The 18,469-nt window shown below is 67.5% G+C and carries 16 protein-coding genes; 13 read left to right on the plus strand and 3 right to left on the minus strand.

Going from position 1 to position 18,469, the window contains the following annotated elements; all coding sequences use genetic code 11:
• Positions 1–770 precede the first annotated feature (770 nt).
• The 5 genes from mdoH (at position 771) to hemC (ending at position 6,389) form a co-directional block, all read left to right on the plus strand.
• Complete coding sequence (gene mdoH, locus CPBF1521_RS03435) at positions 771–2,708, plus strand: glucans biosynthesis glucosyltransferase MdoH (protein ID WP_104583741.1); 1,938 nt, start codon at positions 771–773, stop codon at positions 2,706–2,708.
• A gap of 171 nt (positions 2,709–2,879) precedes the next feature.
• On the plus strand, positions 2,880–3,548 hold the full coding sequence (locus CPBF1521_RS03440; protein ID WP_115675973.1) for an alpha/beta hydrolase: 669 nt from the start codon (positions 2,880–2,882) through the stop codon (positions 3,546–3,548).
• 4 nt (positions 3,549–3,552) lie between these two features.
• On the plus strand, positions 3,553–4,605 hold the full coding sequence (locus CPBF1521_RS03445) for a sensor histidine kinase (protein WP_115675975.1): 1,053 nt from the start codon (positions 3,553–3,555) through the stop codon (positions 4,603–4,605).
• Between the two features lie 32 nt (positions 4,606–4,637).
• Complete coding sequence (locus CPBF1521_RS03450; protein WP_181901093.1) at positions 4,638–5,363, plus strand: LytR/AlgR family response regulator transcription factor; 726 nt, start codon at positions 4,638–4,640, stop codon at positions 5,361–5,363.
• 111 nt (positions 5,364–5,474) lie between these two features.
• Positions 5,475–6,389, plus strand: a complete 915-nt coding sequence (hemC, locus tag CPBF1521_RS03455; RefSeq protein WP_115675978.1) for a hydroxymethylbilane synthase — start codon at positions 5,475–5,477, stop codon at positions 6,387–6,389.
• A gap of 512 nt (positions 6,390–6,901) precedes the next feature.
• Here hemC and CPBF1521_RS03460 read toward each other — a convergent pair.
• A complete protein-coding gene (locus CPBF1521_RS03460; RefSeq protein ID WP_104583746.1) occupies positions 6,902–7,702 on the minus strand; it encodes a DUF481 domain-containing protein in 801 nt (266 codons plus the stop codon).
• Positions 7,703–7,997: 295 nt separating this feature from the next.
• Here CPBF1521_RS03460 and CPBF1521_RS03465 point away from each other — a divergent pair, with 295 nt between their 5' ends.
• Entirely contained in the window at positions 7,998–8,963 is a 966-nt protein-coding gene (locus CPBF1521_RS03465) for a helix-turn-helix transcriptional regulator (protein WP_024940221.1), read from the plus strand.
• Positions 8,964–8,970: 7 nt separating this feature from the next.
• Here the strand turns inward: CPBF1521_RS03465 and CPBF1521_RS03470 are convergent, their stop codons facing one another.
• A complete protein-coding gene (locus CPBF1521_RS03470; protein WP_104583747.1) occupies positions 8,971–9,540 on the minus strand; it encodes a lipocalin family protein in 570 nt (189 codons plus the stop codon).
• 308 nt (positions 9,541–9,848) lie between these two features.
• Here CPBF1521_RS03470 and CPBF1521_RS03475 point away from each other — a divergent pair, with 308 nt between their 5' ends.
• Together CPBF1521_RS03475 and CPBF1521_RS03480 are read left to right on the plus strand one after the other, a co-directional pair.
• Positions 9,849–10,160, plus strand: coding sequence for a hypothetical protein (locus tag CPBF1521_RS03475; RefSeq protein WP_104583827.1), 312 nt, complete (start codon positions 9,849–9,851; stop codon positions 10,158–10,160).
• 68 nt (positions 10,161–10,228) lie between these two features.
• Positions 10,229–12,322 carry a prolyl oligopeptidase family serine peptidase gene (locus CPBF1521_RS03480; protein WP_115675979.1) on the plus strand — a complete coding sequence of 698 codons (2,094 nt, stop codon included), beginning with the start codon at positions 10,229–10,231 and terminating at the stop codon, positions 12,320–12,322.
• Between the two features lie 336 nt (positions 12,323–12,658).
• Here the strand turns inward: CPBF1521_RS03480 and CPBF1521_RS03485 are convergent, their stop codons facing one another.
• Positions 12,659–13,843: a pyridoxal phosphate-dependent aminotransferase gene (locus CPBF1521_RS03485; RefSeq protein ID WP_115676508.1), complete on the minus strand. Its 1,185-nt coding sequence runs from the start codon at positions 13,841–13,843 to the stop codon at positions 12,659–12,661.
• Between the two features lie 150 nt (positions 13,844–13,993).
• Here CPBF1521_RS03485 and CPBF1521_RS03495 point away from each other — a divergent pair, with 150 nt between their 5' ends.
• From CPBF1521_RS03495 to CPBF1521_RS03515, 5 genes are all read left to right on the plus strand, one after another.
• Positions 13,994–16,108: a S9 family peptidase gene (locus tag CPBF1521_RS03495; RefSeq protein ID WP_164740094.1), complete on the plus strand. Its 2,115-nt coding sequence runs from the start codon at positions 13,994–13,996 to the stop codon at positions 16,106–16,108.
• A gap of 109 nt (positions 16,109–16,217) precedes the next feature.
• The gene (locus CPBF1521_RS03500; RefSeq protein ID WP_115675980.1) at positions 16,218–16,616 is read left to right on the plus strand and encodes a YbaN family protein; all 399 of its coding nucleotides are present in this window, start codon (positions 16,218–16,220) and stop codon (positions 16,614–16,616) included.
• A 39-nt stretch (positions 16,617–16,655) separates the two neighbouring features.
• Positions 16,656–16,910 carry an LPS translocon maturation chaperone LptM gene (gene lptM / locus CPBF1521_RS03505; protein ID WP_104583750.1) on the plus strand — a complete coding sequence of 85 codons (255 nt, stop codon included), beginning with the start codon at positions 16,656–16,658 and terminating at the stop codon, positions 16,908–16,910.
• Positions 16,900–17,751 carry a diaminopimelate epimerase gene (dapF, locus tag CPBF1521_RS03510; protein ID WP_115675981.1) on the plus strand — a complete coding sequence of 284 codons (852 nt, stop codon included), beginning with the start codon at positions 16,900–16,902 and terminating at the stop codon, positions 17,749–17,751. Before lptM ends, dapF begins: the two co-directional genes overlap by 11 nt.
• Positions 17,751–18,422 (plus strand): DUF484 family protein, encoded by a 672-nt coding sequence (locus CPBF1521_RS03515; protein WP_181901094.1) that lies wholly within the window; start codon positions 17,751–17,753, stop codon positions 18,420–18,422. Before dapF ends, CPBF1521_RS03515 begins: the two co-directional genes overlap by 1 nt.
• Positions 18,423–18,469 lie beyond the last annotated feature (47 nt).

The following is an 18,469-nucleotide window of genomic DNA, read 5'->3' on the forward strand; positions in this document are numbered from 1 at the left end:
ACGTTTTCAAGAAAACAGCCGACCAACTGCCTGGTGCGGTGTCCTCGCCGTTCGCGGGACCGTGTGGCGGCATGGAGGCCGCCACCGAGCCCCCAGGGAGGGGTTCACGGCGTGTCCCGCGAGCGGTGAGGGCGCCGCGCCCTCGACTCGCCAGGCGTTTGACCTGAGCTTCTGACTGCCTCAAAGCGCGGCACCGACTCGAAAAGCCCGGTCATCGTGAAGCGATCAGTGAGTGCGGAACGCACCGTCGGTGGCTAGAACCAAGGTCGGCGCGGGCCTACAGCGCTGATTTCGAGATCCCCTGACGCGCGCCTGCCGTCGCAATCCGGTCAGCGTCATCGCCGCGAGCGCCAGCGCCGGCAGGCTGTCGCTACAACCGATTGCGCCTCCTGGCACATCTATTGCATTTGTCTGACACGACAGCGTGGTTTGACGCCCGTGACGGCACGCGTGCCAGACTGCAATCTGTTGGGGTAGCGTTCGGTCGCTGCGGCGTAGTCTGCCGCGCGGTCCTCGTCAGGTGGGGCGAAGACTGCAGCGCGGCCTTCGTTTCCTTTAACGGTCGATTCTTTAAGATGAGCCGCGGCGTCATCGTCGCAGCCAGGAGAGCTTGTGCATCGGAGTGGTCTTAGAGCTGCTAATTCTGCGACGTGGTCGCGCACCGCCGGGCCTGCCCGGACCAGGGTGCATGCGACGGCGGCGCCACGCGTAGCGGGTAGGGATCTTCCGCTTCAGCCCACACTGCCGCGATCGTGCGGCGGGCAGCCTTGATGGACGGCACAGTGACTCTTTCCCCCGCACCAACCGATCTTCCCCCCGTTTCCGCCCTCGACGCCGGTCAGCCCACGCTGCCACCGGAAGCGCCGCTGGCCATGCCCGAGCAATCCCTGCGCGAAGGCCGCCTGCAGGTGCCGCATCAGCGCACCGCGCCAGTCGGCATCGGCTTGCGGCGTTTCTATCTGATTGGCGGCACCGTCGCCACCACTGCGGTGGCGGTCTGGGTGATGCTGAGCGTGCTGTGGCCCGATGGCCTGAGCGTGCTGGAAGGCTGCCTGCTCGGCCTGTTCGTGCTGCTGTTTGCCTGGATCGCGATGTCCTTCGCCAGCGCGGTGGCCGGCTTCGTCACCGTGGTGGCGCGCGCCGGACGCAAGCTCGGCATCGACCCGGACGCTCCGCTGCCGACCCTGCACACGCGCACCGCGTTGCTGATGCCGACCTATAACGAGGACCCGCGCCGGCTGCTCGCCGGCCTGCAGGCGATCTACGAATCGGTGGCCGAGACCGGCCAGCTGGAGCATTTCGACTTCTTCGTGCTCAGCGACACCACCCGCGAACACATCGGCGCTGCCGAGGAACTGGTCTACAACGAGCTGTGCGATCGCGTCGGCGGACACGGGCGCATCTTCTACCGCCGCCGCGCCGACAATGCCGCGCGCAAGGCCGGCAATGTCGCCGACTGGGTGCGCCGTTTCGGCGGCAACTATCCGCAGATGCTGATCCTGGACGCCGACAGCGTGATGACCGGCGACACCATCGTGCGGCTGGTCGCCGGCATGGAAAACAATCCGGACGTGGGCCTGATCCAGACCCTGCCGGCGGTGGTCAACGGGCAGACCCTGTTCGCCCGCATGCAGCAGTTCGGCGGGCGTGTGTACGGGCCGATCATCGCCTTCGGCGTGGCCTGGTGGCATGGCGCCGAGAGCAATTACTGGGGCCACAACGCCATCATCCGCACCCAGGCCTTTGCCGACCACGCCGGGCTGCCGTCGCTGCGCGGGCGCAAGCCGTTCGGCGGCCATGTGCTCAGCCACGATTTCGTCGAAGCGGCGCTGATGCGGCGCGGCGGCTGGGCCATGCACATGGTGCCCTACCTGCAGGGCAGCTACGAAGAAGGCCCGCCCACGCTGACCGACCTGTTGATCCGCGACCGCCGCTGGTGCCAGGGCAACCTGCAGCATGCCAAGGTGGTCGGCGCCAAGGGCCTGCACTGGGTCAGCCGCATGCACATGCTGATCGGCATCGGGCATTACTTCACCGCGCCGATGTGGGGCCTGCTGATGCTGATCGGCATCGGCATTCCGCTGGCCGGTGGCGGCATCGACCTGGCCGGCGACCTGCCGTTCTCGCCTGCCCGCTACTGGCATGGCAGCAGCCAGGGCAATGCGATCTGGATCTTTGTCTGCACCATGTTCGTGCTGCTGGCGCCCAAGTTGCTCGGCTACATCGCGTTGCTGCTCAACCCGCGCGAACTGCGTGCCTGCGGCGGCGCGATCCGCGCGCTGCTGAGCATCCTGCTGGAAACCGTGCTGGCGGCCCTGATGGCGCCGGTGGTGATGTACCTGCAGTCGCGCGGGGTGTTCGAAGTGCTGGCCGGCAAGGATTCGGGGTGGGACGCGCAGGTGCGCGACGACGGCAAGCTGTCGTGGCCGGCGCTGTTGCGCAGCTACGGCGGGCTGACCGTGTTCGGCCTGTTCATGGGGGCGGTGGCCTATACGGTGTCGCCGTCGCTGGCGGCCTGGATGGCGCCGGTGATCGTGGGCATGGCGGTATCGATCCCGGTGGTGGCGTTGACCTCGCTGCGTCGCACCGGCCTGGGCCTGCGCCGCGCCGGCATCTTCTGCATTCCCGAAGAGCTCGATCCGCCCAAGGTGCTGGTGCGAGCGGCCGAGCTGCGCCGCGCCGCCGCGCTGGAGCCGTCGCTGATCTGAGCGCCTGCCGGGCGCATGGCGGTATGGCAATGCGCAGCGTGAGCTACCCGCCTGTCCTGCCAGGCAGGCCGCGACAGTGGCGACCCAGGCCACGCGCATGTCGCTTGGCCGCTCCGTGAGCGGCCCGGCCGATGGCGCAAGGCATAATGCCCAGCCCGCAAGCGGAGCTGGATGATGCTGGAAGTGATCGAACGCGAGACCGGACCGAACCCGCAATGGACCGTGCTGTGGCTGCACGGCCTGGGCGCCGATGGCAGCGACTTCGCCCCGATGGTCCCGGAGCTGGTGCGCCCGCAGTGGCCGGCGCTGCGCTTCGTGTTTCCGCATGCGCCGGTCCGCCCGATCACCATCAACAATGGCGTGCGCATGCGCGGCTGGTACGACATCGTCGGCATGGATTTCGCCACGCGTGCCGACAAGGCCGGCATCGCCGAATCGGTGGCCCAGGTCGAGGCGTTGATCGCCCATGAGCAATCCCGCGGCATCGCCCCCGAGCGCATGCTGCTGGCCGGGTTCTCGCAAGGCGGCGCGGTGACCCTGGCGGTCGGGCTGCAGCGCCGCGTGCCGCTGGCCGGGTTGATCGCCCTGTCCACCTACCTGCCGGACCCGGCGGCGGCCGCCAGCCAGCTGCAGCCGGCCGCCGCCCGCCAACCGGTGTTCATGGCCCACGGCACGGCCGATCCGGTGGTGCCGTTCGGCGCCGGGCAGGCCAGCATGCAGACCCTGCGCACGCTCGGGTTCGAACTGGACTGGCACACCTACCCGATGGGCCACCAGGTCTGCCTGGAAGAGATCGAGGCCTTGCGCAACTGGATGCAGGCGCGCTTCACCGCCGTCTGAGGTCATGGCCCAGCACGCGCCCCAGATCGCCTGGATGCCGGACCTGTGCCGGCTGCCACGGTTGGGCGCCATGCTGGGCCTGGCCGAACTGGTGGTGCTGGTGGTGACCCTGGTGCCCGACGCCGGTGCGGCGCGCACTATCACCGTGTCGCGCTTTGTCTCGGCCAGCGGCCTGGCGCTGTGGCTGGCGCTGGCGGTCAGCGTGCTGCTGTGCGTGCTGCGGCCGTCGTTGTCGCGGCTGCCGCCACGCGTGGGCGCGCTGGCCGCGCTGTCGATCGCCGCGGTGGTGGCCATGCTCGGTGCCGGCATCGTGCATGCCCTGTATGCGGCGCTCGACCAGGCCCCGCTTGGTCCCCTGGTCGGCTTCTGGCGTTTCACCCTGGGCAGCGCGGCGACCGTGGTGCTGATCACCGCGCTGGCGCTGCGCTACTTCTACGTCAGCGACCGTTGGGAAGCACAGGTGCAGGCCAATGCGCGTGCCCAGGCCGATGCCTTGCAGGCGCGCATCCGCCCGCATTTCCTGTTCAACAGCATGAATCTCATCGCCAGCCTGTTGCGCCGCGACCCGGTGGTGGCCGAGCAGGCGGTGCTGGATCTGTCGGACCTGTTCCGTGCCGCGCTCGGTGCCGGCGAAGGCGTGTCCAGCTTGCGCGCCGAATGCGAGCTGGCCGAGCGCTATCTGGCGATCGAATCACTGCGCCTGGGCGAGCGCCTGCAGGTGCGCTGGCACCGGCAGGAGCCGTTGCCATGGGAGCTGCCGATGCCGCGCCTGGTGCTGCAGCCGCTGGTGGAAAACGCCGTGCTGCATGGCGTTTCGCGCATGCCCGAGGGCGGCACGCTGTACCTGTCGCTGCGCCAGCGCGACAACCAGTTGCAGATCCGTATCGTCAATCCCGCCCCGCAGCCGGGCACCCAGTTGCCGCTGGTGGCCGGTGCCGGCCACGCCCAGGCCAGCATCTCGCACCGGCTGGCATTCCAGTTCGGTGCCGGGGCACGGATGGCGGCCAGCTGGGCCGAGGGCTACTATGCGTGTGAGATCACATTGCCGCTGACGTGACGGGGGAGTCGCTGCAGCGAAGGGGGATGTCCATGACGGCCACGCAAGTGCGGGTGCTGATCGCCGATGACGAGCCGCTGGCGCGCGAGCGCCTGCGCATGCTGCTGGGTGAACATCCGCACGTCGAGGTGATCGGCGAGGCCGAAAACGGCCAGCAGGTGCTGCAGCAGTGCCACCACCTGCATCCGGATCTGGTGCTGCTGGACATCGCCATGCCCGGCGTCGACGGCCTGGAAACCGCGCGTCTGCTGCGCCAGAACCAGCCGCAGCCGGCGGTGGTGTTCTGCACCGCCTACGACCAGCATGCGCTGTCGGCCTTCGATGCCGCCGCGCTGGATTACCTGATGAAACCGGTGCGCCCCGAACGCCTGGCCGCCGCGCTGGAAAAGGTGGCCACCTTTCTGGCCGGGCGTGCGCCCAGCGCCGCGCCGCCGCGCACGCACCTGTGCGCACGCCTGCGCGGCAGCCTGCGGCTGATCGCCATCGGCGATATCCGCTACCTGCAGGCCGAGGAAAAATACGTCATCGTCCACCACAGCCGTGGCGAGGACCTGATCGAAGAGTCGCTCAAATCGCTGGAAGACGAGTTTGCCGATCGCCTGGTACGCATCCACCGCAACTGCCTGGTCGCGCGCGCCGAACTGATGGAGCTGCGCCGCAGCGGCGATGGCCAGGTGCATGCGGTGCTGCGCAACGTGCCGCACCCCCTGGAAGTGAGCCGCCGCTGCGTGGCCAGCCTGCGCGAGCAGTTGCGCTAGCGCGCGGCATGCCGGGTGTGGCCGGGTCATTGGCCGTGGGCGGCACGGTGCTGCGGGCGCCGGCGTGCGGCCCAGGTAGGAGTTCCGCGCCCGGTCCGTGATAATGGCCCGATGACCACGCTCCGCATCGCTACCCGTAAGAGCCCGCTCGCCCTTTGGCAGAGCGAACACGTCGCCACTGCGCTGCGCCAGCACCACCCGGGGCTGGAGGTCGCGCTGGTGCCGATGAGCACCCGTGGCGATGAAGTGCTGGACCGCTCGCTGGCCGCGATCGGCGGCAAGGGCCTGTTCCTGAAGGAGCTGGAGCTGGCGATGTTGCGCGGCGAGGCCGATTGCGCGGTGCATTCGCTCAAGGACGTGCCGATGGAGCTGGACCCGCCCTTCGTGCTGCCGGCGATCATGGAGCGCGGCGATGCGGCCGATGCGCTGGTGTCCAACCTCTACGCCAGCTTGCAGGCGCTGCCGCTGGGCGCGCGCGTGGGTACGTCCTCCCTGCGGCGTCAGGCGCAGCTGCGCGCCGCGCGCCCGGATCTGGAATTGATCGACCTGCGTGGCAACGTCAACACCCGCCTGGCCAAGCTCGACAACGGCGGTTACGACGCCATCGTGCTGGCCTGCGCCGGCCTGCAGCGGCTGGGCCTGGATGCACGCATCACCGCGCGCCTGGACGTCCCCGACTGGTTGCCGGCGCCGGCCCAGGGTGCGGTGGCGGTGGAATGCCGTGGTGACGATGCGCGCATCCACGGGCTGCTGGCGGTGCTGGATGCCGGCCGCACGCGCGCCTGCGTGGAAGCGGAGCGGGCAATGAATCGCGCGCTGCACGGCAGCTGCCACGTACCGGTGGCGGCGTTCGCGCGTTGGGAGGGGCAGGGCCTGTTCCTGCAGGGCATGGTCGGCAGCGCCAGCGACGGACGCCTGATCCACGCCGAGGCGCACGGCAGCGCCGACGACACCGAGGCACTGGGCCGCCTGGTCGCACAAGGCCTGTTCGACAAGGGCGCCGCGCAGCTGCTGGCCGAGCTGTAAACACGCCGCCGCGTCACCTGTACCTGTAACGCAGTCGGCATCGAGATGGCGGCAGGTGCAAGTCCAGCCCTCGCCGCCAAGCAGGCAATACCCGCCCTCATGCGACGCCCGCTCTCGTAGGAGCGGCCCCGGCCGCGAGAGGCTTTACCGGTGAAGCCCCTCGCGGCCAGGTCCGCTCCTACAGGGCGCGGTTGCGGATTCGCACGTGGGACCGATCGACCGCCGCGTCGCGGCCTGTCCGCCAAAGCCGCCGCTCTTCGTAGGAGCAGCTCTTCGTAGGAGCGGCCCCGGCCGCGAGAGGCTTTACCGGGAAAGCCCTTCGCGGCCAGGTCCGCTCCTACAGGGCGCGGCTGCGTATTCGAACGTGGGGCGATCGACCGCCGCGTCGCGGCCTGTCCGCCAAAGGCACCGCTCCTCGTAGGAGCGGCTCTTCGTAGGAGCGGCCCCGGCCGCGAGGGGCTTTACCGGTGAAGCCCTTCGCGGCCAGGTCCGCTCCTACGGGGCGCGGTTGCTTATTTGAACGTGTAGACCAGGTTCACCGTGGTCAGCGTGTCGGTCTTCTTGTCGCCGTCGCTGACCTCGCTGTTGTGGCGCATCTGCCAGGCGGCCTTGAGCGCGAAGTGCGAGTTCATGCTGACCTGCACGCCGAAATCGTTCTGCGCGTAGGTGTTGTATTCGCCCGATTCCACCAGCAGCGTGTTGATCAGGTCGGTGTTGTCGGTGACGGTGTACTTGAGGTCGAACAGCCCGCGCCCGATCAGGCCGGTCTCGTTGCGGTCTTCGTCGCTGTTGTGTGCACGCCGGATACCCGGGCCGATCTGTGCATCCAGATAGAAGCGCTCGGCATCGATCAGGCGCGTGCCGTAACCGATACCGAAGGTGGCCAGGCGGTCGTAGGTGGCGAAGTCGTCGTGTTCGTAACGGCCGGTGGCGGTGAGCTGGCGGTGTTCGCCCAGCTGCAGCGCGCTGCCGGCGCTGCCGGTGTAACGCTCGGCCGTGGTCTGGCGTTCGCGCGAGGTGCTGCCGTCGTCGTTGGTATTGGTGTACTCGGAGCTGGAGCGCAGTGCGGTGGCATCCAGGCTGTGGATCCAGTCGCCGTCGGTGTAGCGCAAGCGGACCCGGCCGTTGAGGCTGTCGGTGGTGCTGTTGCCATGGGCGGCGGCGTAGCCGAGCTCGCCACTGCTCCCGCTCCACGGCGACGGCATCACGGCGGCAGCGGGGTCCGCCGGTGCCGGTGCAACTGCCTGGGCCCAGACGGTGGGCGTGATCAACAACAGTGGCAGCAGGGCAGACAACGGGGCACGGCGGGACATGGGCGGCTCGCTTTGGAGGTCAGGGGCGAAGAAGGGTGGAAGCGATTTCATGATAACGGACTGAGCGGCTGCGTCATGAGCGAGTGAACGCTACGCTTCAGAAGAGGTTGGGGCGCCGGCTCCGGAACGGCAGCGCTGGCCCGGTTGCGCACCTCGCAGGCAGATCCGGCCCGCGCGCAGCACAGGCGAACGCGCCGGCCACGGGGGCACCGCCGCGGCGGCGTCGATGCGGGCATGATTGCCGGTAGACAGCGACGCTCACCCCGCCACGCAAAGACTCGGACATAATCGACGCATGGACCGCTACGAACGCATCAATTCCCTGCATCGCTTGCTCAAGTCGGCACGCTACCCGGTCACGGTGGCGCGGCTGCAGGATGAGCTGAGCTGTTCCCGCGCAACCGTGTACCGCGATCTGGCGTTCCTGCGCGATGCGCTGATGGCGCCGGTGGAAGGCGACGGCGAATCGGGGTTCCGCTATCTCTCCGGCGAAAGCGATCGCTTCGAGCTGCCTGGCCTGTGGCTGAGTTCGGAGGAGCTGCACGCGCTGCTGGCGTCCCAGCAATTGCTGGCGCGCACCGGCGGCGGGGTGTTGTCCTCGATGCTGGCGCCGCTGCAGCAACGCATCGAAGGGTTGCTGGCCGCCCAGGCCGGTGTGTCGCAATGGCCGGTGGACCGGGTGCGGGTGATTCCGCACCGCGGCCGCAAGCTGGACGAGGCCAGCTTCCGCACCGTCGCCTCGGGTGTGCTGGAGCGCAAGCAGCTGAGCTTCGACTATCGCGCCCGTTCCACCGACGAATCGACCAAGCGCACCGTGTCTCCGCAGCGCATCACCCACTACCGCGACAACTGGTACCTGGACGCCTGGGACCACGGCCGCGATGGCGTGCGAAGCTTTGCGGTGGACCGCATCAATCACGCGCGGCTGCTCGAGAGCGTGCCGCGCGATGTGCCCGACAGCGAGCTGGACGAGCAGCTGGCGGCCAGCTACGGCATCTTTTCCGGCGCGCCCAAGGGCTGGGCCACCATCGTGTTCAGTGCCAAGGCCGCGCGCTGGGTTGCCGACGAGCATTGGCACTCGAAGCAGCAGGGCCGCTTTCTGGCCGATGGCCGTTATGAGCTCAAGGTGCCCTACAGCAACTCGCGCGAGCTGCTGATGGACGTGCTGCATTACGGCTCGGATGCGGAGATCGTCGAGCCGGTCTCGCTGCGCGAGCAGGCCAAGGCGCTGCTGTCGCTGGCATTGAGCAACTACGACTGAGCGTGCGTCAGCGCTTGCTTGGCACTTCAAAACCCAGGCGGTCCACCTGCTCGCGCAACTGCGGCACGCGCTTGAGCTTGTCGGTGTAGATGGAATAGTCGTCGCGCATCTTGTCGACCAGCTTGCGGTACTGGTCGCGGCTCATGTCCGGCTTGCGCGCGAAGATCCAGGCCAGGTCGCGGCCGGGATAGGAAATCAGCATCCATGAGCCGTCCGGCGCGATTTCCAGGATGCGCTGCTTGGCCGGAATGACCTTGTAGAACCACACCCGCCAATCGCGGTTGCCGCTCTCGGCGTCCACCGAGGCGCGCGCGTTGACCTCTTTTTCCGGCTCGCCGAAGCCCTCGCGGTACAGATAGCGCACCGCCACCTTGCCGTCTTCGACCAGGGTGTACTCGTCGCGGCTGGTGACGTGGCCACGCTCCACCGGGTTGGGCATACGCGCAATCACGTACCAGGTGCCCATGATCTTGGACAGATCGACTGCCGGCTCGCTGGCAGGCGTGTCCTTGGCGGATGCCACGGGCAGGCCGAGGACGAACAGAAAAGCGAGGGCGATCGTAACGGTCAGGCGCATCGCAACATCACAAAGGGGCAGTTGGAGCAGCACACTACCGCATGCAGGGGGCAAGTTCGCGTCAACGGTCGGGTCTGGCGCACGCGGCTGTCTCAGACGCGGCATCCGGGGACTGGGTCTGGGTGCGAAAGAGGGTGCCGTTGGCGGCCTGGCGGTGCTAGTCGCGTTGCCGGGAGCGCTGCCGCTGCCGTGCCGGAGCGCCTTGGTGCCGGAGCTTTTGCTGGTTTCGCGGCCAGGTCGCAGCCGGTGAGATGGGCGCAGGCAATCCTGCCGGCCTGTTCCGATCCTTCCTGCCACGGAGTGCCGCCATGTCGATTCGTCCTTCCCGTCGTTCCGAACGTCCCGACCCGCGCGTGCTGCGCCCGGTCCGGCAGATCGCCCTGGCCGGCCTGGCCCTGGTGCTGGTATGGCCGGCCGCGCGCGGCCACAGCGAATGGATCGGCTGGCTGCCGCTGTGGCTGGTCGGCATGCCGATGCTGGCCTGGTGGAGCCTGCACCGGTTCGCGCTGCCGACCCTGGCGCGGCCCGGTGCGCGACGCGGCGCGCCACGTCGCCGCGGGCCGCAGGCGCAACGCCGACGCAGCACGTCGCGTGCGGCGACACAGGTGCGCGCGGCCTGACCTTCGGCAGGGTCGGGCGGGCGGAGGGCTATGCTACGTTCCCGGCGTTCGTTCTCCCGGAAACATTCATGTCCAAACTCGCCTCGATCTGCCTGGTTGCCGGTCTGATCACCGCTGGCGCCGTCTCTGCAGAGGAAACCGCCGTGTCCAACGATCCCTACGCCTGGCTGGAAGATGTCTCCGGTGCCAAGTCGCTGGACTGGGTCAAGGCCCAGAACGCCAAGACCGAGGCACGCCTGGCCGCCACGCCGGCCTTCAAGCAGATGGAAACCAGCATCCGCGAGGTGCTGGATTCGGATGCCAAGATCCCGGGCGTGCAGAAGATCGGCGAGTACTACTACAACTTCTGGAAGGACAAGCAGCACGAGCGCGGCCTGTGGCGGCGCACCACGCTGGACGAATACCGCAAGCCGGCGCCCAAGTGGGAAACGGTGCTGGACCTGGATGCGCTCAACAAGGCCGAAGGCGAGAACTGGGTCTGGCACGGCGCCGACTGCCTGCGCCCGGATTACCAGCGCTGCCTGATCGCGCTGTCGCGCGGCGGCGCCGATGCCGATGTCACCCGCGAGTTCGACCTGGCCGGCAAGCAGTGGGTCAAGGACGGCTTCTTCCGTCCCGAATCCAAGGGCGGGCTGGGCTGGATCGACCAGGACACCGTCTACGTGTTCACCGATTTCGGTGCCGGCACGATGACCAGCTCCGGCTATCCGCGCATCGCCAAGCAATGGAAGCGCGGCACCCCGCTCAGCGCCGCCACGGTGGTGTACGAGGGCAAGCCCACCGACATGTACATCGCCGCGATGCATGACGACACGCCCGGCTTCGAGCGCGATTTCGTCAGCCGCACGCTGGCCTTCTACAACGAGGAGCTGTACCTCAAGGGTGCCGACGGCAAGCTGGTCAAGGTGGACGCCCCCAACTCGGCCAGCAAGTCGGTCAAGCGGCAATGGCTGACCCTGGAGCTGCGCGACCCGTGGACCGTGGGCGGCAAGACCTACAAGGCCGGCTCGTTGCTGGCGACGCGGTTTGACGACTTCATGGCCGGCAAGCGCAGCTTCGATGTGCTGTTCGAGCCCACCGACAGCACGTCGCTGGCTGGCACGGCGTGGACGAAGTCGCACCTGGTATTGAACGTGCTGGAAGACGTCAAGAACCGCCTGAGCGTGATCACGCCCACGCAGGATGGCTGGAAGAAGAGCGCCTTCGTCGGTGCACCGGCATTCGGTACCGTCGATGTCGGCGCGGTGGACAGCGACGACAGCGACGCGCTGTGGTTGACCGTCACCGACTACCTGACCCCGACCACCTTGTCGTGGGTGGAGGTGGGCAGCGCGCCGCAGCCGCTCAAGTCCATGCCGGCGTTCTTCGATGCCGGCAAGGACAGCATCGAGCAGCACTTCGCCACCAGCAAGGACGGCACCCGCGTGCCGTATTTCCTGGTGCGGCCCAAGGCGTTGACGCTCGATGGCAGCGCGCCGACCCTGCTGTACGGCTACGGCGGTTTCGAGATTTCGATGACGCCGAATTATTCCGGCGGACTGGGCCGCGCCTGGCTGGAAAAGGGCGGCGTCTACGTGGTGGCCAACATCCGCGGCGGTGGCGAATACGGTCCGCGCTGGCACCAGGCCGCGCTCAAGCAGAACCGCCACAAGGCCTATGAAGACATGGCCGCGGTGGCCAGGGACCTGGTCGCGCGCAAGATCACCTCGACCAGGCACCTGGGCGTGCAGGGCGGCAGCAATGGCGGCCTGATGACCGGCAACATGCTGACCCAGTATCCGGAGCTGTTCGGCGCGGTGGTGGTGCAGGTGCCGCTGCTGGACATGAAGCGCTACAGCCATCTGCTGGCCGGTGCCTCGTGGATGGCCGAATACGGCAACCCGGACACCGACGACTGGAAATTCATCCAGACCTTCTCGCCGTATCACCTGTTCGATCCGAAGAAGACCTATCCGCCGGTGATCTTCCTCACCTCCACGCGCGACGACCGCGTGCATCCGGGCCACGCGCGCAAGATGGCCGCCAAGATGATCGAGGCCGGCAAGGACGTGACCTACTACGAAAACATCGAAGGCGGCCACGGCGGCGCGGCCAACAACGCGCAGGCAGCGCACATGGCGGCGCTGGCCTACAGCTTCCTGTGGGAGCGACTGGCGGATTGATCAGGCGTTGATCGAACGCAGTCGGTAACGCGATCGCGTTGCTCATGCGGTGCCTTGAAGAAGCCCTGGGCCAAGTGGCCAGGGCTTTTTTTCCTTCTCCCGCCGGGAGGTGCCCGAAGGGCGGATGAGGGTACGTGCGCACGCAACCGGCGACGCCGGGTACTGCTAAGCGCGGCTGCGGTGCTGGCCTCGCTTCGGCGCGAGGCCTGCCCGCAAACAGCAGCGCAAAAACAGCGGCCAGCAGCAGTCATGGCTGTTTCCATCGGCGCAGTGAACCTGCGGCTAGGGCCAGGCGCTACCCGGAGAGAGGAGCCGTGCGCACTGCCGGCCGTCTGATCAAAGGCCTTGTAACCCACGCGCGATGCGCGCCACCGCCTGTTCCAGGCGCGGCAGGCTTTGCGTGTAGGCGATGCGCACGTGCTGGTTGGCGCGGTGGACGCCGAAGTCGATGCCGGGGGTGAAGGCGACATGCTCGGTTTCCAGGAAATGCGCGCAGAAGGCCTGGGCATCGTCCGAGAATGCGCTGATGTCGGCGTAGAGGTAGAACGCGCCCTGCGGTTCGACGGCGATGTCGAAGCCGAGCTGGCGTAGCGCTGGCAGCAGATAGTCGCGGCGTTGCCGGAACTCGGCGCGGCGGGCTTCGAAGATGGCGATGCTCTCGGGAGTGAAGCAGGCAAGCGCGGCGTGCTGGGCGATGGTGGAGGCGCTGATGTAGAGGTTCTGCGCGAGTTTTTCCAGCTCGGGCACCGCCGCCGGAGGGGCGATCAACCAGCCCAGGCGCCAGCCGGTCATGCCGAAGTACTTGGAGAAACTGTTCAGCACGAAGGCGCTGTCGTCCACTTCCAGCACGCTGTGCGCGTCCATGCCATAGGTCAGGCCGTGGTAGATCTCGTCCACCACCAGATGCCCGCCACGTGCATGCAGCGCCTGCGACAGGCCGGCCAGTTGCGCGCGCGACAGCACGCTGCCGGTGGGGTTTGCGGGCGAGGCGACCAGTGCGCCGACGCTGCCGGCGTTCCAGCAGGCCTCGACCAGGCCAGGCGTCAGTTGGTAATCGGTGTCTGCGCCGACCGGCACCAGTTGCGCGGCGCCTTCGACCAGGCGCAGGAAGTGGCGGTTGCACGGATAGCCGGGGTCGGCGAGCAGCCAGTGTTTGTCCGGGTCGACCAGCAGGCTGCTGGCCAGCAGCAATGCACCGGAGCCGCCCGGCGTGACCAGGATCCGTTCCGGGTCGACATCACAGCCATAACGCTGCGCATAGAAGCCGGCGATGGCAGCACGCAGCGCGGGCAGGCCACGTGCTGCGGTGTAGCGGGTGTGTCCCGCCGCCAGTGCGGCCTGTCCGGCCGCGACGATCGGTGCGGCGGTGGTGAAGTCCGGCTCGCCGATTTCCAAGTGGATCACATCGTGGCCGGCCTGTTCCAGCGCATTGGCGCGCGCCAGCAGCGCCATCACATGAAACGGGGCGATGTCCTGGCTGCGGCGGCTGTAACCGGAGAAGTGCGGAGGCGTGGTATCCATCGCCATGATGGTAGACCAGCGGCGGCACGGGATTTGTTACTGCGCGGCAAAGCGCACTACCAGCCCCCCTGGCACATGACGCTGCGCGCCGGTCTCTTCTACACTCGGGCGCTGGGATGGCATTGCGTTCATCCAACGGACCCCAATCTGATGAAGCCTGTCCTCTCTTTTCTGATCGCCAGCCTGATGACCACATCTGTTCCTTCCGCCCTCGCAGCTCTGCCATCGCCGCCGGACGTGGCCAAGCGTCCGCATGTGGTCAAGGCCCCGTTCGGTGCCACCCGTGATGACGACTATTACTGGTTGCGCGACGACAAGCGTGAGGACAAGGCGATGCTGGCCTATCTCAATGCCGAGAACGCCTACACCGACACGGTGATGGCGCCGCTCAAGCCGCTGGAAGACACGCTGTACACCGAGATCGTCGGGCGCATCAAGCAGGACGACGCCAGCGTGCCGTATCGCGAGCGTGGCTACTGGTATTACACGCGCTTCGAAGCCGGCAAGGACTACCCGATCCAGGCGCGTCGCAAGGGCAGCATGGAGGCGCCGGAACAGATCCTGCTCGACGTCAACCAGATGGCGCAGGGCAAGGGGTACTTCAGCGTCGGCGATGCGGAAGTCAGCCAGGACAATCGCATCCTGGCCTGGGCCGACGATGCGGTGGGCCGCCGCCAGTACACGATCCGCTTCAAGAACCTGGACACCGGCGAGATCTACCCGGACACGGTGGAAGGCGTCTCGCCCAACGTGGTCTGGGCCGACGACAACAAGACCCTGTTCTATGTCGAAAACGATCCGGAAACGCTGCTCACAGTGCGCGTGAAGAAACACGTGCTGGGCACGCCGGCCAAGGACGACGTGCTGGTCTACGAGGAGAAGGACGACAGCTTCTACATGGGCATCGGCCGTACCCGCGACGACAAGTACATCACCATCGGCGTGGAAAGCACGGTGTCGTCGGAGACGCGTTACGCGCCGGCCGACAATCCGGAGCGGTTCACGCTGCTGGCCAAGCGCCAGCGCGATGTCGAATATCACCCCGAGCATTTCGACGGCCGCTGGGTGATCCGCACCAATGCCGATGGTGCCAAGAATTTCAAGCTGGTGACCGCACCTACCGACGCGACCACGCGCAAGCAGTGGACCGACTGGGTGGCGCACGATGACAAGGTCTATATCGAGAATTTCGAGCTGTTCGATGGCTTCACCGCGGTCGAGGAGCGCTCCGGCGGCCTGGAACGCGTGCGCCTGCTCAAGCGCGACGGCAGCCAGGAGTACGTCAAGGCCGATGAGCCTGCATATTCGATGGGCCTGGCGATCAATTCCGAGCCGGACACCGCATGGTTGCGTTACAGCTACACCTCACTGACCACGCCGGCCACGACGTACGAACTCAATACGCAGACCGGCGAGCGCAAGTTGCTCAAGCAGCAGCCAGTGATCGGTTACGACGCCGGCAAGTACGTCACCGAGCGCGTCTGGGTGACCGCGCGCGACGGCGTCAAGGTGCCGGTGTCGCTGGTGTACAAGCAGGGCTTCAAGAAGGACGGCAGTGCCGCGTTGTTCCAGTACGCCTACGGCAGCTACGGCATGTCGATGGACCCGGCATTCAACCTGCCGGCGATCAGCCTGCTGGACCGTGGCGTGGTGTATGCCATCGCGCACATCCGCGGCGGCCAGGAAATGGGCCGCCAGTGGTACGACGACGGCAAGCTGCTGCACAAGAAGAACACCTTCACCGACTTCATCGACGTCACCCGTGGCCTGGTGGCACAGGGCTACGCCGCCAAGGATCGCGTCGCCGCCTCCGGTGGCAGTGCCGGTGGATTGCTGATGGGTGCGGTGGCCAACATGGCCCCGCAGGACTACCGCGTGATGGTTGCGCAGGTACCGTTCGTCGACGTGGTCACCACCATGCTCGATGCCAGCATCCCGCTGACCACCAACGAATACGACGAGTGGGGCAACCCGGAAAAGAAGGCCTATTACGACTACATGCTGTCCTACTCCCCGTACGACAACGTGACCAGGCAGGCCTATCCGGCCCTGTTTGTCGGCACCGGCCTGTGGGATTCGCAGGTGCAGTACTGGGAACCCGCCAAGTGGGTGGCCAAGCTGCGCGACGACAACACCGGCACCCAGCCGATCGTCTTCCGCACCAACATGGAAGCCGGCCATGGCGGCAAGTCCGGCCGTTTCCGCCGCTACCGCGAGCTCGCCGAGTCGTATGCGTTTGTGCTGGAGCAGCTTGGGGTCAGGTAGCTGAGGGGCGGGGATCGGGGAGTCGGGATTGGGGATTGGTAAGAGCAGGTGGCTGGGTCCAATGCCGACGCCAGGCCACCTCAACGCCGGCTGGCCGTATCATTTACCCATGACGCGACCGACTCGATTCCGCTGGGCCTGGTGGTTGCTGGCCTACGCCAGCCTGGCGACCGGCATCGTCGGTATCTTCGTGCCCGGCCTGCCGACGACCGTGTTCATCCTGATTTCCGCCTGGGCCGCCTCGCACGGCTCCGAGCGCCTGCACGCCTGGCTGCTCTCGCACCCGCGCTTCGGCCCGGCGATCGTCGAGTGGCAGAGCTATCGGGCGGTCAGTCGCAAGGCCAAGTGGCTGGCCACGCTCACCATGAGCGTGTGCGCCGCCATCATGCTGTGGTGCGTGCCGGTGTTCTGGGTCAAGTGCGTGTCGATCGGCAGCATGGCGGTGGTGGCGATCTGGTTGTGGCTGCGCCCCGAGCCGCCACCGCGCGCGATCTCGGCGCCGCGCTGAGCACACGTCAGTCAGGGTGTTCTGGCTATACTTCGACGCATGAGCCTTCTGTCCCGACCATCCGTTCGCCTCGCACTGGTTGGTGCGACCTTTGTCCTGCTTGCCGCCTGCGGCAACAAGGGCCCGCTGGTGATGCCGCAGAAGCCGGTGCCGGTGGAAGCCCAGCCCGTGCCGCAGCCGCCGGACGCGCCGCAACCACTGGACGAGTCGAACCCGGCACCTGCGCCGGTGAACACCGATCCGCAGCCCGCGCCCACTACCGACCAGCCCGCTAGCAGCGGCAATGAGCGCTGACGGTCGCAGCGGGCGCCTGCGTTTCACCAAGATGCATGGCGCCGGCAACGATTTCGTGGTGCTGGACCTGCGCGACGGCACGCCGCCGCCGGATGCCGCGCTGGCTGCACATCTGGCCGACCGCCATTTCGGCGTGGGCTGCGACCAGATCCTGACCATCGAGCCTCCGCGCAGCAGCGAGGCGGTGGCCGCTTACGGCATCTGGAATTCCGACGGCACGGCCGCGCGCCAATGCGGCAACGGCGCGCGCTGTGTGGCGGCCTGGCTGGTGCGCGACGGCACTGCGCAAGGCGATGATTTCGTCATCGATAGCCCGTTCACCTCCCACCGCGTGCAACGCCTGGACACCGGCACCTACGCGGTGGCGATGGGCGTGCCGCAATTCGAGCCCACACAGATCCCGCTGGCCGGCTTTGCGCGCGCGCGCGAGGAATACGCGCTGCCGGTGCATGGCGAAACCGTGCGCTTTGGCGCGGTGTCGATGGGCAACCCGCATGCGGTATTGGAAGTGGGGCGGGTGGATGCGGCGCCAGTGGAGCGCGTCGGCGCCTCGCTGCAGCAGAACGCCGCGTTCCCCGATTCGGTCAATGTCGGCTTCGTGCAGGTTGTCGACCCCACGCACGTGCGCCTGCGCGTGTTCGAGCGCGGTGTCGGCGAAACCCTGGCCTGCGGCAGCGGCGCGTGCGCGGCGGCGGTGGTGCTGATGCAGCGCGGCCGTGTCGAGCGCGACGTGCAGGTGTCCTTGCCCGGTGGCGAACTGCGCATTCGCTGGGATGGCGATCAGCAGCAGGTGGTGATGTCCGGTCCGGCCGTGTTCGTCTTCGATGGAGAGTGGAACTGATGAGCGAGAACACGGACAAATTCGGCGCGCACGACGTGGCAACCTGGTTGCGGCGCCATCCGACCTTCCTCAAGCAGTTCCCGGACCTGGCGGTGAGCCTGCTGGTGCCGCGCGACGACGGCCCGACCGCGTCGCTGGCCACCTACCAGCTGGAAGTGCTGCGCGACAAGAATCGCGAGCTGTCGCGGCGCCTGCACGAGCTTGGCCACAATGCGCAGGACAACGAGCGCCTGGCCGTGCGCACGCATCAACTGACCCTGGCACTGATGCGCCAGACCAGCGCGGCCGACACGCTCAAGGCGATGGCCGCCTCGCTGGCGGAGGATTTCAACGGCGAACTGGTACGGCTGGTGTTGCTCAAGCCGGTTGCCGGCCTGGAGGCCGACTGGCTGCAGGTCATTGCCGCCGATGATGCGCGGCTTGCCCCGTTCCGCGATTGCCTGGGCGACGGCGAGCCCATCTGCGGCCGCCTGCAGACGGAAAAACATGCGCTGCTGTATGCCGGCCAGGCCACCGACGTGCAATCCACCGCGCTGCTGCCGTTGCCCGGCATCGGCTTGATTGCGGTCGGTAGCAGCGACGCCAACCGCTTCTATCCCGGCATGGGCACCTTGTTCCTGCGCATGATGGGCGAGTCCTTGAGCGTGGCCTTGCAGCGCTTCGATACGTGATGCGTGGCGTGGGCTGCGCCGATGCATGCCGCCTGCGCTGGATGGCC

The organism is Xanthomonas euroxanthea, assembly GCF_900476395.1.
In the GTDB taxonomy this organism is placed as follows: Bacteria; Pseudomonadota; Gammaproteobacteria; order Xanthomonadales; family Xanthomonadaceae; genus Xanthomonas; species Xanthomonas euroxanthea.

Coding starts and splice junctions, on each gene's coding strand:
- CPBF1521_RS03440 (WP_115675973.1), top strand. CDS start 2,880: ATGATGCTGGAAGTGATCGAACGCGAGACCGGACCGAACCCGCAATGG.
- CPBF1521_RS03460 (WP_104583746.1), bottom strand. CDS start 7,702: ATGTCCCGCCGTGCCCCGTTGTCTGCCCTGCTGCCACTGTTGTTGATC.
- CPBF1521_RS03495 (WP_164740094.1), top strand. CDS start 13,994: ATGAAGCCTGTCCTCTCTTTTCTGATCGCCAGCCTGATGACCACATCT.
- CPBF1521_RS03470 (WP_104583747.1), bottom strand. CDS start 9,540: ATGCGCCTGACCGTTACGATCGCCCTCGCTTTTCTGTTCGTCCTCGGC.
- mdoH (WP_104583741.1), top strand. CDS start 771: ATGGACGGCACAGTGACTCTTTCCCCCGCACCAACCGATCTTCCCCCC.
- CPBF1521_RS03465 (WP_024940221.1), top strand. CDS start 7,998: ATGGACCGCTACGAACGCATCAATTCCCTGCATCGCTTGCTCAAGTCG.
- CPBF1521_RS03480 (WP_115675979.1), top strand. CDS start 10,229: ATGTCCAAACTCGCCTCGATCTGCCTGGTTGCCGGTCTGATCACCGCT.
- CPBF1521_RS03515 (WP_181901094.1), top strand. CDS start 17,751: ATGAGCGAGAACACGGACAAATTCGGCGCGCACGACGTGGCAACCTGG.
- CPBF1521_RS03445 (WP_115675975.1), top strand. CDS start 3,553: ATGGCCCAGCACGCGCCCCAGATCGCCTGGATGCCGGACCTGTGCCGG.
- CPBF1521_RS03500 (WP_115675980.1), top strand. CDS start 16,218: ATGACGCGACCGACTCGATTCCGCTGGGCCTGGTGGTTGCTGGCCTAC.
- CPBF1521_RS03485 (WP_115676508.1), bottom strand. CDS start 13,843: ATGGATACCACGCCTCCGCACTTCTCCGGTTACAGCCGCCGCAGCCAG.
- CPBF1521_RS03450 (WP_181901093.1), top strand. CDS start 4,638: ATGACGGCCACGCAAGTGCGGGTGCTGATCGCCGATGACGAGCCGCTG.
- dapF (WP_115675981.1), top strand. CDS start 16,900: ATGAGCGCTGACGGTCGCAGCGGGCGCCTGCGTTTCACCAAGATGCAT.
- lptM (WP_104583750.1), top strand. CDS start 16,656: ATGAGCCTTCTGTCCCGACCATCCGTTCGCCTCGCACTGGTTGGTGCG.
- CPBF1521_RS03475 (WP_104583827.1), top strand. CDS start 9,849: ATGTCGATTCGTCCTTCCCGTCGTTCCGAACGTCCCGACCCGCGCGTG.
- hemC (WP_115675978.1), top strand. CDS start 5,475: ATGACCACGCTCCGCATCGCTACCCGTAAGAGCCCGCTCGCCCTTTGG.